14 protein-coding genes are annotated in these 15,326 nt (G+C 68.8%); 2 read left to right on the top strand and 12 right to left on the bottom strand.

What is annotated here, in order from left to right; all coding sequences use genetic code 11:
* Window positions 1-1,297 precede the first annotated feature (1,297 nt).
* Entirely contained in the window at window positions 1,298-2,293 is a 996-nt protein-coding gene (locus tag ABH933_RS37325) for a hypothetical protein (protein ID WP_429424760.1), read from the bottom strand.
* A gap of 91 nt (window positions 2,294-2,384) precedes the next feature.
* Between ABH933_RS37325 and ABH933_RS37320 the strand changes: the two genes are divergently transcribed.
* Both ABH933_RS37320 and ABH933_RS37315 read left to right on the top strand, forming a co-directional pair.
* Window positions 2,385-3,251 (top strand): hypothetical protein, encoded by an 867-nt coding sequence (locus tag ABH933_RS37320; RefSeq protein WP_429424759.1) that lies wholly within the window; start codon window positions 2,385-2,387, stop codon window positions 3,249-3,251.
* Window positions 3,252-3,328: 77 nt separating this feature from the next.
* Complete coding sequence (locus tag ABH933_RS37315) at window positions 3,329-3,658, top strand: hypothetical protein (RefSeq protein ID WP_429424757.1); 330 nt, start codon at window positions 3,329-3,331, stop codon at window positions 3,656-3,658.
* 216 nt (window positions 3,659-3,874) lie between these two features.
* Here ABH933_RS37315 and ABH933_RS37310 read toward each other — a convergent pair whose 3' ends face one another.
* From ABH933_RS37310 to ABH933_RS37260, 11 genes are all read right to left on the bottom strand, one after another.
* Complete coding sequence (locus tag ABH933_RS37310; protein WP_215915597.1) at window positions 3,875-4,564, bottom strand: response regulator transcription factor; 690 nt, start codon at window positions 4,562-4,564, stop codon at window positions 3,875-3,877.
* Window positions 4,561-5,835 (bottom strand): sensor histidine kinase, encoded by a 1,275-nt coding sequence (locus tag ABH933_RS37305; protein WP_429424755.1) that lies wholly within the window; start codon window positions 5,833-5,835, stop codon window positions 4,561-4,563. Before ABH933_RS37305 ends, ABH933_RS37310 begins: the two co-directional genes overlap by 4 nt.
* A 492-nt stretch (window positions 5,836-6,327) precedes the next feature.
* Window positions 6,328-8,379 (bottom strand): CocE/NonD family hydrolase, encoded by a 2,052-nt coding sequence (locus tag ABH933_RS37300; RefSeq protein WP_429424753.1) that lies wholly within the window; start codon window positions 8,377-8,379, stop codon window positions 6,328-6,330.
* Between the two features lie 344 nt (window positions 8,380-8,723).
* Complete coding sequence (locus ABH933_RS37295) at window positions 8,724-9,098, bottom strand: hypothetical protein (protein ID WP_429455230.1); 375 nt, start codon at window positions 9,096-9,098, stop codon at window positions 8,724-8,726.
* A 159-nt stretch (window positions 9,099-9,257) separates the two neighbouring features.
* The gene (locus ABH933_RS37290; RefSeq protein WP_429424750.1) at window positions 9,258-9,995 is read right to left on the bottom strand and encodes a phosphoglyceromutase; all 738 of its coding nucleotides are present in this window, start codon (window positions 9,993-9,995) and stop codon (window positions 9,258-9,260) included.
* Between the two features lie 62 nt (window positions 9,996-10,057).
* Window positions 10,058-10,237, bottom strand: coding sequence for a hypothetical protein (locus ABH933_RS37285; RefSeq protein ID WP_245400263.1), 180 nt, complete (start codon window positions 10,235-10,237; stop codon window positions 10,058-10,060).
* Window positions 10,238-10,343: 106 nt separating this feature from the next.
* On the bottom strand, window positions 10,344-11,249 hold the full coding sequence (locus tag ABH933_RS37280) for an ROK family protein (protein WP_429424747.1): 906 nt from the start codon (window positions 11,247-11,249) through the stop codon (window positions 10,344-10,346).
* A 183-nt stretch (window positions 11,250-11,432) separates the two neighbouring features.
* Complete coding sequence (locus tag ABH933_RS37275) at window positions 11,433-12,104, bottom strand: nitroreductase family protein (protein ID WP_429424745.1); 672 nt, start codon at window positions 12,102-12,104, stop codon at window positions 11,433-11,435.
* 339 nt (window positions 12,105-12,443) lie between these two features.
* The gene (locus ABH933_RS37270) at window positions 12,444-12,935 is read right to left on the bottom strand and encodes a YbjN domain-containing protein (RefSeq protein ID WP_429424827.1); all 492 of its coding nucleotides are present in this window, start codon (window positions 12,933-12,935) and stop codon (window positions 12,444-12,446) included.
* On the bottom strand, window positions 12,935-14,287 hold the full coding sequence (mshA, locus tag ABH933_RS37265) for a D-inositol-3-phosphate glycosyltransferase (protein WP_429424743.1): 1,353 nt from the start codon (window positions 14,285-14,287) through the stop codon (window positions 12,935-12,937). Before mshA ends, ABH933_RS37270 begins: the two co-directional genes overlap by 1 nt.
* A gap of 476 nt (window positions 14,288-14,763) precedes the next feature.
* Window positions 14,764-15,318: a Uma2 family endonuclease gene (locus tag ABH933_RS37260; RefSeq protein WP_429424741.1), complete on the bottom strand. Its 555-nt coding sequence runs from the start codon at window positions 15,316-15,318 to the stop codon at window positions 14,764-14,766.
* Window positions 15,319-15,326: the final 8 nt, after the last annotated feature.

The raw sequence follows: 15,326 nt of genomic DNA, 5'->3' as shown, positions 1-15,326 counted from the left end.
CTGCGGGCGCCGAGCGCGGAGCTGCGCGCCGGGCGCGAGCGTGCGCGGCGGGACGGGCGTTCGTCCTCGTAGTCGTCCTCGTCGTCCTCGTCGTCGAATTCGAGGAGGTCGTCCTCGTCGTAGTCGAGATCGTCATCCTCGTCGGGCCGGACCGTCGGATAGATCTCGGTGGCACCGTGCACGTCGACGGCCAGCAGATCGGCCACCGGGCGGTTGTCGCGTCGATCGGCGCGATTCGAGGGGCGGCCCGGGCCGCGGCGGCTGTCGCGCTCGGCCTCGTCGCGCAGCATATCTCCGGCGAGCGTGGGCCCCGAGAGCAGTTGCTGATCGCGACTGGCCAGCGACCATGCGACCGTGGCGCCGGGCTCGGCGCCGTTGCGGTCGGGCGGGGCCCCGTTGCGATCCGGCGGCGGGAAGTCCTGTTGCGGCGGGAAGTCCGGCCCGGGTCTGCGGCGCGCCGACCAGGCGGGTAGGCCCTGCGGGGGCGGGCCGTCGGCGCCGTTGCGCCGCGGGGGCATCGCCGGTTCGCCGCGCGCGGGAGGCTCGGGGGCTCGGTCGCGGCGCGGCGGTGCCATCGGATCCGGCGCGGGTCCGTTCGGCGACCAGGCCGTCGTGGCCAGGGCGGACGGATCGGCCGGGAACGCCCCGCCGAACGGACGGACCTCGGTGCTCTCGTCCTCGGCGTCGGGCCGGCGCCGACGGCCACCGGGCGCCGGCGCGGCCGATTCCGGCGGCGCGAACGAATCGTCCGAATCGTCCCGTCCAGCAAGCGATTCCGCTAGCTCGCGACGCGCCCGGCGACCGCCGGTGGTGGGCTGCACCCCGTTCGGGCTGGCGAACGGGTCGCCGCGGCCGAGATCGGGACCGCCCGGCGGAGCCCAGCCGTTCCGCTCGGGCTCCGGTGCCTCCGCCGGATACGGCTGCCCATAGTTCTGCGCTCCGTAATCGGGCGGCTGATAGTCGAACGACGGTGCGTCCGAGATGGATTGTGAACTCGGCGCCAGCGGGTTATAGAAGGCGATCGGACCGGACAGCGGCGAATAATCGGGCTCCGCCGCATAATCGGACGGCGCCGCATACCCGAACCCACCGTCCGGATCGTGCGCGGCAGCTTCGTCGTGATCGGGCGCCGCGTGCGCGGACCCACCGCCCGCGCGAACCTGCGGCATGTCGCCGGTGAGTTCGTTGACCGCGATGCCACGCCCGCTGCGCCGCCGCCGGCCGCCGCCGGACGCGGGCGCGCCCTGACCGTTGCGGGCCAGCAGCTCGGCGACCGAGAGCTGAGTCGAATCTTCACTCATTGCGAAACCGTTTCCGTCGGGCCCGGCACACCCTCGAACCGGCCGTTCCCGGTCGAGGAGTCGCTGTCCAGGTCGGTATCAAGTTTGCGCAGGATCAGTCCCTCCCGCAGCGCCCAGGGGCAAATCTCGAGAGTGTCCAGCGATAACGCCCGCATGCTCGCCTCCGCGACCAGTGCGCCGGCCACCAGCTGCTGGGACCGGTCGGAGCTCACGCCCTCCAATTCTGCCCGGTCGGCGGCCGTCATTCGGGAGATGAACGCAATCAGCTGCCGCAGACCGGAACTGGTGAGAATACGCCGTTCCCGCGGCCCTGCCGCGGAGGGGGCGGCGCCGGTGAGACGGGCCAGCGAGCGGAAGGTCTTGGAGGTGCCCACCGCCAGATCCGGGCGGCCCGGCTCGAGCAGCTTCTTGGCCGCCTGCACCATTTCGGCATCGAGCCAGTCGCGCAGCACGGCCACCCGGCGCTTGCCCGGCGGATCCTCGCGCAGCCACTCCCGCGTCAACCGGCCTGCGCCCAGCTGCAGTGAGATCGCTACATCGGGCGCCTCGTCGGCCCCGTTGCTGAGCTCGAGCGAGCCGCCGCCGATGTCGAGATTGAGGATGCGCCCGGCGCTCCAGCCGTACCAGCGGCGCACCGCCAGGAAGGTCAGTCGCGCCTCGTCGACCCCCGACAGCACCCGCAGCTCGACGCCCGTCTCGCGGCGCACCTGCGCCAGCACCGACTCGGAATTGGTGGCCTCGCGCACCGCCGAGGTGGCAAACGGCATCAGCTGCACACAGCCGGAAGTCTTTGCGATGCTGGCGAATTCGGCGACATTGGCGATGAGCCGGGAGGCGCCGTCGGAGGTGATGCGCCCCTCGGAATCCATGTTCTCCGACAGCCGCAGCGTCGCTTTGGTCGAGCTCATCGGCATCGGGTGTCCACCGCGATGCGCGTCCACCACGAGCAGGTGGACGGTATTACTTCCCACATCGAGCACACCGAGCCGCACATGAACACGGTACTGGGTGGGACAGTGGCGCGTTGGAATAGTTCCGACTCGGGCGGCCGCGGCGGCGGCACGAGCAATAGACTTGGGGTTTGTGACGGCAGGAGCTTCCGCATCGGCCCCGACGGGGCTGCGACCAGCGGCGAAGATCAATCCCACTCCCGAGGTCGATCTCGACTTCCCTCGCGAGTGGATCGAATTCGTCGATCCGGCGAACGACGAGCACACGATCGCCGCCGACCTGACCTGGCTGCTGTCCCGCTGGACCTGCGTCTTCGGCACCCCCGCCTGTCAGGGCATCATCGAGGGCCGCCCCGACGACGGCTGCTGCTCGCACGGCGCCTTCCTCTGCGACGACGACGATCGCAAGAAGCTGCAGAAGGCTGTGAAAATGCTCACACCCCAGGACTGGCAGCTGATGGGCGAGGCCACCGACGCCGAGGGCAAGGTGCGCAAGAAGTTGTATCTCGAGGAAGACGAGCTCGACGACGAGCCCGCCCTGCGCACCCGGCGCTACGACGGCGCCTGCATCTTCCTCAACCGTCCCGGATTCGAGGGTGGCATCGGCTGCGCGCTGCATTCGATGGCGCTGCGCACGGGCCTGGAGCCGCTCACCGTGAAGCCCGAGGTGTGCTGGCAGCTGCCGATCCGCCGCACCCAGGACTGGGTGGACCGGCCCGACGGCGTGCAGATCCTGCGGACCACGATCACCGAATACGACCGTCGCGGCTGGGGGCCCGGCGGCGAGGACCTGAAGTGGTACTGCAGCGGTTCACCGGACGCGCACGTCGGCACGCGGCCGGTGTGGCAGTCTTATGCCCCCGAACTGATCGAGCTGATCGGCCAACCGGCCTACGACGAGCTGGCCCGGCACTGCAAGCGCCGCGAGGGGCTCGGGCTGATCGCGGTGCATCCGGCGACGGTCGTCGCGGAGAGCAAGGCCAGCGCGCCGGACGCCTGAGGTATGCGGGGCGCCCACACCGTCAGGTCACCCGCTCGCCATGCGCACTTCATCTAACGCTGTTATACAAAACCGCCATGATGAGGAAAACATTCATTACAACAGCCTTGATCACCGCCGCCGCCGCGCTGGCGGTGGCCCCGTCCGCCCAGGCCGACGATTACAAGGACTACAACGACGCCACCGCCGACTTCGTCCTGTACAACACCCCCGCAGCGGCCACCGCCCAGGCCAACCACAAGCAGGTGCTCGCGAGCATCTACGGCCTCGACCACCCCGTCTACTGCAAGGGCACGTTCCCCGCGGGTCCGTTCGCCGACTGCATGCAGCACGACGACTTCGGCTGGTTCCACCTCTCGCCTACCCAGCTGCCGCAGCTCGGCACCGTCTGGACGCACCTCACCTAACCGCCTCCCCGCGACTTCAGCGTGTCGTTGCTTGCCGGGAGATTTGCTCGTCGGGCCGGCGGTTGACGGCCCGCGCACGGTGGGCCCGTACCCGGTGAGTTACCCATGTGCTCACAAGATCAGTTGTCACGGTCCGCATGAAAAACCTACCCGCAGTACGCAATCACCCGCCGTTCCGAGTGGTCTCGGTACGGCGGGTGATGTGCTTCTGGGGTCCTATGCCTCGAGCTTGTAGCCCAGGCCGCGCACCGTCACAAGATGTTCCGGCTTGGCCGGATCCATCTCGATCTTCGAGCGCAGCCGCTTGACGTGCACGTCAAGGGTTTTGGTGTCGCCGACGTAGTCCGCGCCCCACACCCTGTCGATGAGCTGGCCACGGGTCAGCACCCGGCCCGAATTGCGCAGCAGGTACTCCAGCAGATCGAATTCCTTGAGCGGCAAGGTCACCGCCTTGCCGTTGACCTGCACGGTGTGGCGGTCCACGTCCATGCGCACCGGACCGGCCTCGAGAACCGCGTTCTCGCCCGAGCCGTCCATTTCCTCGCCCGCCCCGCGGCGCAGCACCGCACGGATGCGCGCGATCAGCTCCCGGGACGAATACGGCTTGGTGACATAGTCGTCGGCGCCGAGCTCGAGCCCGACCACCTTATCGATTTCGCTGTCGCGAGCGGTGACCATGATCACCGGGACGCTGCTGCGGATGCGCAGCTGCTTGCAGACGTCGGTGCCGCTCATTCCGGGCAGCATGAGGTCCAGCAGCACGATGTCCGCGCCGGAGCGGTCGAATTCGGCCAGGGCGGAGGGTCCGTCGCCCACGACGGTGACCTCGAATCCCTCCTTGCGCAGCAAAAAGGCGAGCGGATCGGCCAGCGACTCCTCGTCCTCGACGATCAGCACACTCGTCATCGGGTTGCCTCCACACCATTGGGTCTGGCCCGCCCCGTCGTGGGGCGCGGGCCGGTTTCCTTCTTGCCCACCGGAGTTCCGGGGGGTGTTTTCTTGTCCACCGCGGCGCTCGGGGCGGCGCCGGCGGCGTTCTGGTCCTCAGCCTCCACGGCGGGAATGCGCAGCGTGAACGTCGAACCCGTGCCCAGTTTGCTCCACAGGGTGATCTCTCCGTTGTGGTTTGCGGCGACATGCTTGACGATAGCCAGTCCGAGCCCGGTACCGCCGGTGGCGCGCGAACGGGCCTTGTCGGCGCGGAAAAAGCGCTCGAATACCCGTTCCTGATCCTCCTTGGCGATGCCGATGCCGCGGTCGGTCACCGCGATATTGACATAGCCGTTGCGCACCGAGCGACTCAGCGACACGTGCGAGCCGCGCGGGGAGTAGTTGATGGCGTTCTCCACCAGATTCGACAGCGCCGTCACCAGCAGGGTTTCGTCGCCCAGTATTTCCAGGCCACTGTTGGTGTCGGTGCTCACCGTGATGCCTGCGGCCTCGGCGGCGGTGCGCGAGCGCTCGATCGCCGCGTGGACCACGACGTCGACCTCGACGGCGTCGAGTTGCGGCAGCTTCTCCGCGCCCTGCAGCCGCGACAGCGCGATCAGCTCGGTCACCATCTTGCCCATGCGCCCGGACTCGGCCAGCAGCCGATTTCCGAAATGTCGCACCGAATCCGGATCGTCGGCCGATTCCAGCATCGCCTCGGCGAGCAGGCTCATCGCGCCGACGGGAGTTTTGAGCTCGTGGCTGACATTCGCGACGAAATCGCGGCGGGTGGCCTCCATGCGCGCGGTTTCCGAGTCGTCGTCGGCGAACAGCACCACGAAATTGGAATCCCCGCGCGAGAGCGGGCGCGCCACCCCGCGCACCGCGATGCGGCCGCGCCCGGGCACCGGATTCTTCAGCGTCAGATCGAAATCGACGTCCTCGCCGCGGGCGATGACCTTCTCCACCGCGGCCCAGGCCCGCTCGTCGAGCAGCCGGTTGCGCACCACGCCCAATTCCTCGGCGCGCGGATTGACCAGCACTACGTCGCGGTATTCGTCGACGACCGCGATTCCGCTCTCGGACGTGAGCACGATCAGGTCGAGCACCTGGGACATCGTCAGGCCGTTCTCGGCCTCGCGCCGCTGCGCCTGGCGGGCGTTCATGTACGGGATGAGCAGGCCGCCCACCGCCAGTCCGACCACGGCCGCGAGAACCGCCAGCAAAACGACCTGTGGAGCACTCACGCCGATACCTCGCTGGCGCTCGGCATCGACGTGCGTGCACCACGCAGCGCTGATGGCTCGTTCCGCTGCGCTCCACTCACACCGATACCTCGCTAGCGCTCGGCATCGACGTGGACGCCGCCTCGCCGATGCCCTGCAACGTCGTGCGCGTGGCGCGCGGCACCGATGGTTCGTTCCGCTGCGCTCCACTCACAGATGAATCGTACGATCGCGCAGGACCCGCGCGAGCAGCGGACGGCGAAGTTTCACGCAGGTCGCAGGACATTATGGCGGCGTTAGCCCGGCGTTTACACAAAGTTCTACCGGCCTGGCCACGGCGCCGAGCCGAGCTACTGCCGAACGATCAAGACGATCGCGCGAGGACATTTCGTTGTGGCACCGCGGATCTGGAGAATGCGCGAAACCCGCGTGAACTACTGGTCATCATGCCCGATTGTTGTGACCGTTATCGCACTTTCACCGCCGCGTGAGGTACGACTCAGTTCAGCTGGTTCACCAGCCCGGCTCGCCCGTGACCGGCAGGTTCACGAAGCTCGGGCGATTCGGGTCCAGCCGCACGTGCTCGGGCTTCAACCCCGTGTCCACCAGCATCGGCAGGATCGGCAGGCCCTTGGGGAAGTTGCCCGCGAACACATCCACGCGCAGGCGGTGGCCCGGCTGCAGTACCGCCTGCGTGCCCGACAGCGCGATGTCGAGGATGGTCGGCCGGCCCGGCACCGTCGGCTGGCGCTTGTCCAGCGAGACGTAGGCGCGCGGATCGGTGTAATCGCCGTTGGCCGAACGGGTGCTGTGCGCGTCGTCGATCTGCCGCAGCGAGGCCATCAGCTGACCGGAGGTCAGCACGGTCGACCGCCCGTCGGGCGCAACGTCGTTCACCGTCACGGTCCAGTAGCCGTCGGCGGCGTCCTGAACGGTGTTGAGGTGCACCGCGATCGGGCCGGAGATCGTGGTCGCGCCCGGCACCGGCGCGCTGGTGAAGGTCAGCGCGTTGGTCTCGGCGATCCGCGAATCGCTCCCGCAGGCATTGATGACCGCCAGCACACCCGTGGTGGCCTGGGCGGCGTCGTTGGAGCACACCGTGCTCAGGCCCGGCGCGACGGTCAGGCTCGCGGTATCACCGTTCGGTCCGCCGGTCAGCGAACCGTCGTAGACGCTGTTCGCGGTGCCACTTCGGTTGGCGGACAGGTACATCCGGCGATACTTCGAGGCCTCCTCGGCCGGGGCGGTGGCGCCGAAGCCACCCTGGGTGATCCAGCCGCCGCCCTGCTGGCGCAGCGTAACCGGGCCGTACCGGTCGATGCCGTTGTCGATTCCCTTGAGCCACTTGTCGAACCACGCGCGCTGCAACACGTCCAGGCGCGGCGGCAGGCCCGGCTTACCGGTCTCGTTGCCGGAGGTGACGTGATAGGTGTTGCCCATGAACAGCTGCTTCTGGCCGGGCGGCACCGAAACCTGGTTGTAGATCTTGGATTCGGAGTAGGTGAACAGGTCGTGCCAGCCACCGACGACGAACGTCGGAATCGTGATCCGGCCCGGATCGCCCATCCACTGCTTCCGATCCGACGACATGTCGGTCAGCATCCGCTGCAACCGGGGATCCAGATCCTGTATCCGCGGCTGGGTGTAGGCGTTGGCCAGCACGTCCATATAGGTGAGCGGGTCCGCCGCGCGATCGGTGAGCCACTTGGCGTCGAAGTTCCCGGTGGCCAGCGACTTCAGGTCCGGTACCCACTTGAGGCCGTTGACCGCGCTGAGCCACAGCGGAATGAAGTTGAAGCCGAAGCCGCCGCCGGGCGCGAGCACATCGTCGATCAGGTCGCTGCCGGGCACGACCGGGAAGATCGCCTTCAGCGCGGGCGGGTGCTTCTCCGCGGCCTGCACCTGGTTGATGCCCGAGTAGGAGAGGCCGTTCATGCCGACCTTGCCGTCGGACCACGGCTGCCGAGACGCCCAGTCGATCACCTCGACGGTGTCCTGCTGCTCACGCCCGCGCAAGATGTCCCAGTCACCCTGGGAGAAGCCGGTTCCGCGCACGTCCACGACTACCTGCGTGTAACCGCTCCGGATCAGCTGCCGGTCCACGCTGAAGTTGCGCAGCTCGCCGCCGCCGAATGCCCGGGTGAAATCGGTGAGCCCGGACAGCGGGGTGCCCGACATGTCGATCTGCTGGAACAGATGCAGCAGCGCGTCGGACAGGCCCGGAATCGATCCGGCCTGGTCGGCGATGGCCGAGACCAGCTTGGTGTACGGGGTCATGTTGACGATGGCGGGCGTGCGCACGTCGACGGGCCGCCCGATGGCATCGGCGGGGCGGTACACGTTGCCCTTCAGGACGGCGCCGTCGCTCATCCGGATCGGCACGTCCCAGTCGATGTGGATGTTCGGGTATTGCTGCGGGCCGTCCTCAGTGGCCGTCCAGGCCGCGCCGGCGGGGCCTCCGTCGGGGCCGGTGACCGCGGGCGCCGCGGCGGCCGTGCCCGGGAGAAACGGAAGGGTGATGGTGGCGGCGACAGCCGTGACTGTGGCCCGCAACGCGTACTTCATCGGACGTGATCCACCTCTCGAAATGGTCGAACGTCCGGGAGTCTATCTACCGATGAGTAAGTTTCAAACCGCCGGTTACACCAACTGCAACGAAAGTCTTGCACTTTCTCAGCCTCTCATCGGCCGGGCGGATCGATCCGAGGCCCGCAACTATTCGGTCGCAGCCCCCATCAATCGGTCACCACCAGGGATAACCCGATACCGAACGCGCGCAGGCGAAGCCGGATCGAAGCGAGCAGCAATGTGATAGCTACGGTTCCGTAGACAAGAGGAAGTTCACAGTATTTGGCGTTTTGCCGCGAGTCGCGCGGGACCCGCACCGCCGGGAATCGCCTCGGCGGGTCTCACTCGTTCGGCTGCCGCGGCGCGGTTGCGAGTATCCGGGCATAGCGCTCCGGGTCCGCCGTGACGATCTGCCGTGCCCGGAGCAATGCCGGTCGATCCTCCGGGGGGTACGCGGCGGGGTCGAGAGTGAACCCGAACGAGAGGTCCCGGCGGTCATCGGGGTCGTCGGAGGCGAGAAACGCGGCGAGACAGGCGGCGCGATATTGTCGGCGCAGGTCAGCGAGGGCGGCCTGGACGTTCTCGTCCGCGAGGTCCTCCCGGGAGGAGTGGCGCCCGTTCGGATACGCGCAGTACCAGGCCATCGTCGCGCCAACTTTTTCGGCCGGGGTCCCGGTGCGCACATACTCGACGATGGCCTCGTGGACCGGCTGCAACGATGGAATCGGCTCCCGCCCTCCTCGGTCTGCGGCATCTCCCAGCCGGGACAGAAGAGCGGCAGCAGTTCGTCCAGGAGCGGCTCGAACGCAACCTCGCGTCCGGGCCGGTCGGGGACCATCTCGAACCGAGGCTGCATTCCGCTTCCCGTGTGAGATCTACTTGCCGCCCTGGTTGGCGACGGCGGCGGCTCCGGCGGCGGCCGCCTCGGGATCCAGGTACTCCCCCGGCCCGACCGGACGCAGGTTCTCGTCCAGCTCGTAGCGCAGCGGGATTCCCGTCGGGATGTTCAGCCCGGCGATGTCGTCGTCCGAGATCCCCTCCAGGTGCTTGACCAGCGCGCGCAGCGAATTACCGTGCGCGGCAACCAGAACCGTCTTCCCGGTCAGCAGCTCCTTGGAGATCGTCGACTCCCAGTACGGCACCATGCGGGCCACGACGTCCTGCAGGCACTCGGTGGCGGGCGCGGCGATATCGGCGTAGCGCGGGTCGCCGTCCTGGCTGTACTCGGTGCCCGCCTCGATCGGCGGGGGCGGGGTGTCGTAACTGCGGCGCCACAGCATGAACTGCTCGTCGCCGTACTTGTCACGGATCTCGGCCTTGTTCTTGCCCTGCAGCGCGCCGTAGTGGCGCTCGTTGAGCCGCCAGTCGCGCACGACCGGAATCCAGTGCCGATCCGCGGCGTCCAGCGCCAGGTTGGCGGTGCCGATGGCGCGGCGCAGCAGCGAGGTGAACACGATATCGGGCAGGATCTTATGCTCGGCCAGCAGCTCGCCGGCGCGCTTGCCCTCGGCCGTGCCCTTCTCGGTGAGGTGCACGTCCACCCAGCCGGTGAACAGGTTCAGGGCATTCCATTCGCTCTCGCCGTGGCGCAGCAGCACGAGGGTGTACGTCATGAGGGCCATCATTCCACGATGCGGATAAGGCCGTGCCCGGGCCCGCACTCGATCGGGCGCGGTCAGGCCAGCTCGATCTCGTCGAAATCCACCGCGACCCGGTGGGTACGCTGCCAGCCCATCGAGAGGTCCAGCCATATCTGCGAGCTGTGCGCGTCGATCTCCCGCACTACCCCGCAGCTGCCCTGGAACGGCCCGCTCGGCACGAAGACCACATCACCCGGCACGTATTCGACAGACACGAGATCGAACGTAATCGGTTTGCCGGCCGAAATCGACGAGGGCACGCCCTCGAGCGTCGACGACCGTCCGTATGCGGCCGCGTGGCACCGACCGACACGGCGATGCTCAGTCGTACTCGTCGGCGGCGGCGTGCCCGGCCGCCAGCACGCCCGCGCCGACGAGGGTGGCGCCGTTGTGAATTCGCGAGGGCAGCACCTGGATCTCGCGCAGGAAGCCGAGGCGGGCGTGTTCGGCGATCGCGGCGCGCATCGGATTCCACAGCGGCTCACCGGATTCGGAGAATCCGCCGCCGATGATCACGCGGTCGATGTCCAGCAGCGCCGCCGCGGAGGAAATCGCCTGTCCCAGTGCGGTTCCGGCCCGTTCGAGGGCGGCCAGCGCGATCGGCTCCCCCGTGTGCGCGGCCCGTGCCAGCTCGATGCCCGACTCGCCGGTCCAGCCCTGGGCGCGCGCCCAGCGCACCGACGACATGCCGCTGGCGACCGCCTCGACGCACCCGATGCCGCCGCAGCCGCAGCGATCCCGCGATCCGGGGACCACGATGTGCCCGACGTGACCGGCATTTCCGGTGCGGCCCACCGCGACCCGGCCGTCCTCGAGGAATCCGCCGCCGATCCCCGACGAGACGGTCATCGCCAGCCCGTCGCGTACCCCGCGCAGCCCCCCGATGTGATGTTCGGCCAGCGCCAGGCAGGCCCCATCGTGCGCGAACCGGATCACCGCGTCCGGAAACAGCTCTCGCACCGAGTCCACGATCGGAAATCCGGACTTCCACTCGGGGATGTTCAGCGGCAGCGCGATCCCTCGCGGCACATCCACCGGCCCCGCGGACCCGATGCCGACCGCGCGCACCCGCTCCGGCGCGGCCACCTTCCGCAGCAGCTCACGGCACACCTCCCAGACCCCCGCGCGCGGCACCGCGGCCACCCGCACGTCCCGCACCTGCCACCCCTCGTCCACAATCCCCGCCGCAAGCTTCGTCGCCCCGATGTCCAACGCCAAAACCGTCACGCCCGCATCCTCGCACCCGGCGCCGCACCCCGTCCCGCCGTTCGGAAGTTCCCCCGTGCAAGCAGCGGGCTGCGACCCACCGCCACGCGACGAGCATGGGGCCCATCGCCTCCAACAGATCGGTCACCGCCCACGATGCGGCAGGTCGGTCGCCGCCCACGTTGCGGCATTCGTGGCCCCGGATCAGGCGGTGAATTCCGGGCCGTCAAAACGGTCGAGGGTGGTGAAGTCCTCGACCTCGGCGCGGCGCAGGCGCTTGGGCCGGCGCACAGGATGCCCCAGGATCAGCAAACCCGCGACCGCGTAGGTGTCCGGCACGCCCAGCACCTCGCGGGCCTGCGGCTCGCTGCGGGTGAGCATCGTGGTCGGCACGCCGGCGAGGCCGTGCTCGCGCGCGGCGAGCAGCACGCTCCAGACGAACGGGTAGATCGAGGCGCCGCCGACCAGGGTGTACCGGTCGAAATCCCGATCGACCGCCGCGAGCACGCGCAGGTCGGCCAGGACCGCGATCATCACCGGCACCTCGTGCAACCGCTCGGCGAAATCGCCCCGCGGCAGGGTGCCCGCCTCGCGCAACGCGACCTGCTCGGCCTCGCGATCGGTGATCGGGGCCCACGGCACCAGGCCCGCCTTGCCCAGCGCCAGATATTCGTCCCAGCCGTTCAGGTACAGATCCCGCAGGGCCAGCCGCACCTGCGGATCCTTGACCACGATCGTCCGCCAGCCCTGGCGGTTGCCGCCGCTGGGCGCGAAGCGGGCGGTCTCGAGAATGTCGTAGACCGTCTGGTCCGCGACCGGCTCGTCGGTGAATTCGCGGACCGCACCCGTCGTCCGCAGCGCATCGCTCAGCTCCATCGGGCCATTGTCGATCGGATCGCCGCGACCCGCACCGCCGGGTCGGGTGTCCCCCGCCGCGCACTCGACCGGCCGTCCGAGTGGATCAGGATCCGGGTGCCCGGAGCTGCGGTCGGTCCGGGGTCAGCGGGGAGATCGGCGGCGGCTCGTCCAGCAGCGAGCGTTTCCGGCCGCTACCGGCGCCGGAAGCTCTCCGCGGCCTCTTTCGATCGGCGACACCTCATCAACCGAAAGTCGCAGCGCTACAGGAAGATCCATAGCTCGGCAGCCTCGGCTGATACGAGTTCACCACCCGTACTTGGGCTGTCGACACGGCACTGCTCGGCGTGAGCGAGCCGGTCAGGAGTCCTCGGCCTCGACGAGATGCTCGAAGGCGCGCAGGTTCTTCAGCGATTCGCCGCGGGACACTCTCCATTTCCATTCGCGGCGAATGGATTCGGCGAAGCCGAGCTCGAGCAGGACGTTGAAGTCCGCGTCCACGGCCTCGAGGATCTGGCCGAAGACGGTGTCCAGCTCATCGGGCGTGACCGTGTGGGTCGCGATGCGGCCGACCAGGTAGATGTCGCCGACCCGGTCCAGGGTGTAGGCCGCGCCGTAGAGGCGGCGATTGCGGCGCAGCAGGAATTTGTAGACGCCCTCGAAGTTCTCGTCCGGTTTGCGGCAGACGAAGCATTCGTGGCGCACGCCGTGCTTGCCGACGGTCAGCATGACGGTGGTCTTCAGCTTGCGCTCGCCGGGCAGCACCACGACGAACGTGTTCTCGCCCTCGCGCGTGTACTCGACCTCCCGATCGCGCAGCGTCTCCTCGATCAGCTGTGCGGTCTGCTCGATCACCTGCGCACCACTCCCATCCGGCGCCGCCACAGCGCCCGCGACCTGGCCTGATTGCTCTCGCTGAGCAACGTACCCGCCAGCCGCGAGCGCATGCCGAGGCGGCCCGCGAGCGCCTCGGAGTAGCTGTCCAGCAGGCCCTCGGCGGTGTGTTCCCAGGAGAAGTTGGCCGCGTGCGCGCTCGCCGCGCGGCCCATCGCGTGCAGGCGGGCCGGGTCGTCGAGCATCGTGCGCAGCGACGCGGCCCATTCGTCGGTGCGGTGACCGGGCACCAGCAGGCCCGAAACCCCGTCGCGCACAGCGGTTCCCAGGCCGCCCACCTGTGCGGCGAGCACCGGCGTGCCGCTGGCCTGGGCCTCGATCGCGACCAGGCCGAACGATTCGTTGTAGCTGGGCACCGCGACCACATCCGCGGCGCGGTACACCTGCACCAGCCGGGAGGGTGCCTGCGGGGGCAGGAAGGTCACCCGGTCTGCGATGCCGAGGGAGGCGGCGAGTTCGATGAGCGCGTCGGGGCGGTCCAGGCCGGTGCCGGACGGGCCACCCACGATCAGCACCCGCAGCGCCCGTTCCGGCTCGGTGCGCAACACCTGCGCGGCGGCGTGCACCAGCACGTCGGGGGCCTTGAGCGGCTGGATCCGGCCGACGAACGCGACGACCTGCTCGTGCGGGGCAATGCCCAGCTCGGCGCGGGCCGCGGCGCGATCGCCGGGACGGTAGCGCGCCAGATCGGCACCGGGCAGCACGACGTCGATGCGTTCGGGATCGGCGCCGTAGAGCTCGACCAGCTGGCGGGCCTCCTCGCCGGTGTTGGCGACGAGCCGGTCGGCCTCGTCGACGAGCTGCTTCTCGCCGATCTCGCGGGCGGCGGGCTCGGGGGTGTCGCCCTCGGCAAGGTAGGCGTTCTTGACCGCGGCCAGGGTGTGCGCGGTGTGCACCTGCGGCACCCGCCAGCGGTCACGCGCGAGCCAGCCGACCTGGCCCGAGAGCCAGTAGTGGGAGTGGATGAGGTCGTAGTACCCGGGCAGCTGCCGGGCCTCCTGCCGCAGCACCTCGGCCGCGAACGGACACAGCTGAGTCGGCAGTTCGTGCTTGTCCAGTCCCTCGAACGGTCCGGCGACGACGTGCCGCACGAGCACGCCCGGCGCGGCCTCGACCACCGGCTCGTCGGCGGAGGAGGTGGCACGGGTGAAGATCTCCACCTCGACGCCGCGGCGAGCCAGCTGAATCGCGGTCTGCAGCACGTAGACGTTCATGCCGCCCGCGTCCCCGGTGCCCGGTTGCGCCAGTGGCGAGGTATGCACCGATACCACCGCGATCCGATGGGGCCGGACATCCGAACGAGAACTCACCACCCCTCCAGTGTGCACGGGCCGCGCACCCCACCGATGCGACCCGGACCACGAAGTGAGAGCCGTCACAACACCGTCCGCCCGGGTGTTGGCCCGCTCGGCGCCGCTCTGCGATAAGGCGGACGAACTCGGCGACATCGAGATCGTCAACGGGCTCATCGTGCGGATGATGGCCCAGAAGCCACTGCACAGCCGGGTGGTCCGCCGGGTGGCCGGGCTGTTCGAGGCCGCACGCCGTCCCGGCGGGCCGTGCATGATGGTCGATTCCGACGTTGCCGCACGGTTCGCCGACGCTGAATCCCCGGCCACGGATCGCCGGTTGAACGTCCGTTACCCCGATGTCTGGATCCGGGACTGCGAACCGCACGCGCTACCTCGTGCACACCGTCCACCGCCGTGTACTGCTCCTCGACGACCCCATCGAGATGACGATCCCGTTCGACACACTCGAACAGCCGTAAGCCGCTCCTACGCGTTCAGAATGCGGTGGTGTCGATGGTGAGCGCGAAAGGATCCGGGAGTGAAATCGGATCGCCGAACGGGTACGGGCCGTCGGTCTTTCCATATCCCAGATCGTGTGGGTGCGCATACAGCGTCCACGTTCGGTCCTGGCGATCCACCAGCAGGTAGAGCGGGGCGCCGTATTGCGCGTACCGCTTGCGCTTGGCGGAGCGATCATTATCCGCTGTGGAATCCGAGGTCACCTCGACCACCAGCAGTGTCTGGCCGGGCACCAACGCACCCGTACCGTCGGCGAGTTCCTCGGGGATCACCGCGAGATCCGGGACGTACCAGTTCGGGGACCCCGGCAGATCCAGATTGCCGGACCCCGTCAGACAGTTGAGCTCATCGACCCGCGCGTCCAGCTGTCGCCGAATTCGCGCGATAATCCGCTCGTGGTCCCACATCGGTGACACCAGTACGATCCGCCCCTCGATGACTTCAGCACTCCGACCCTCGACGTGCTGCACCGCGTACTTGAGAGCCGCCTCGTGATTCACGTCGTCATAGGCGGCCATCAGATGTGCCACGACCCTCC

It is taken from the genome of Nocardia sp. GP40 (genome assembly GCF_050434125.1).
Lineage (GTDB): Bacteria > Actinomycetota > Actinomycetes > Mycobacteriales > Mycobacteriaceae > Nocardia > Nocardia albiluteola.
Note: the sequence above shows the minus strand (reverse complement) of the source record. Positions and strands in the feature narration are given on the sequence as shown.

What these genes read in the sequence shown, in the direction of transcription:
- ABH933_RS37300 (WP_429424753.1), bottom strand. Translation starts at nt 8,379, where the DNA reads ATGAAGTACGCGTTGCGGGCCACAGTCACGGCTGTCGCCGCCACCATC.
- ABH933_RS37275 (WP_429424745.1), bottom strand. Translation starts at nt 12,104, where the DNA reads ATGGAGCTGAGCGATGCGCTGCGGACGACGGGTGCGGTCCGCGAATTC.
- ABH933_RS37310 (WP_215915597.1), bottom strand. Translation starts at nt 4,564, where the DNA reads ATGACGAGTGTGCTGATCGTCGAGGACGAGGAGTCGCTGGCCGATCCG.
- ABH933_RS37290 (WP_429424750.1), bottom strand. Translation starts at nt 9,995, where the DNA reads ATGACGTACACCCTCGTGCTGCTGCGCCACGGCGAGAGCGAATGGAAT.
- ABH933_RS37315 (WP_429424757.1), top strand. Translation starts at nt 3,329, where the DNA reads ATGATGAGGAAAACATTCATTACAACAGCCTTGATCACCGCCGCCGCC.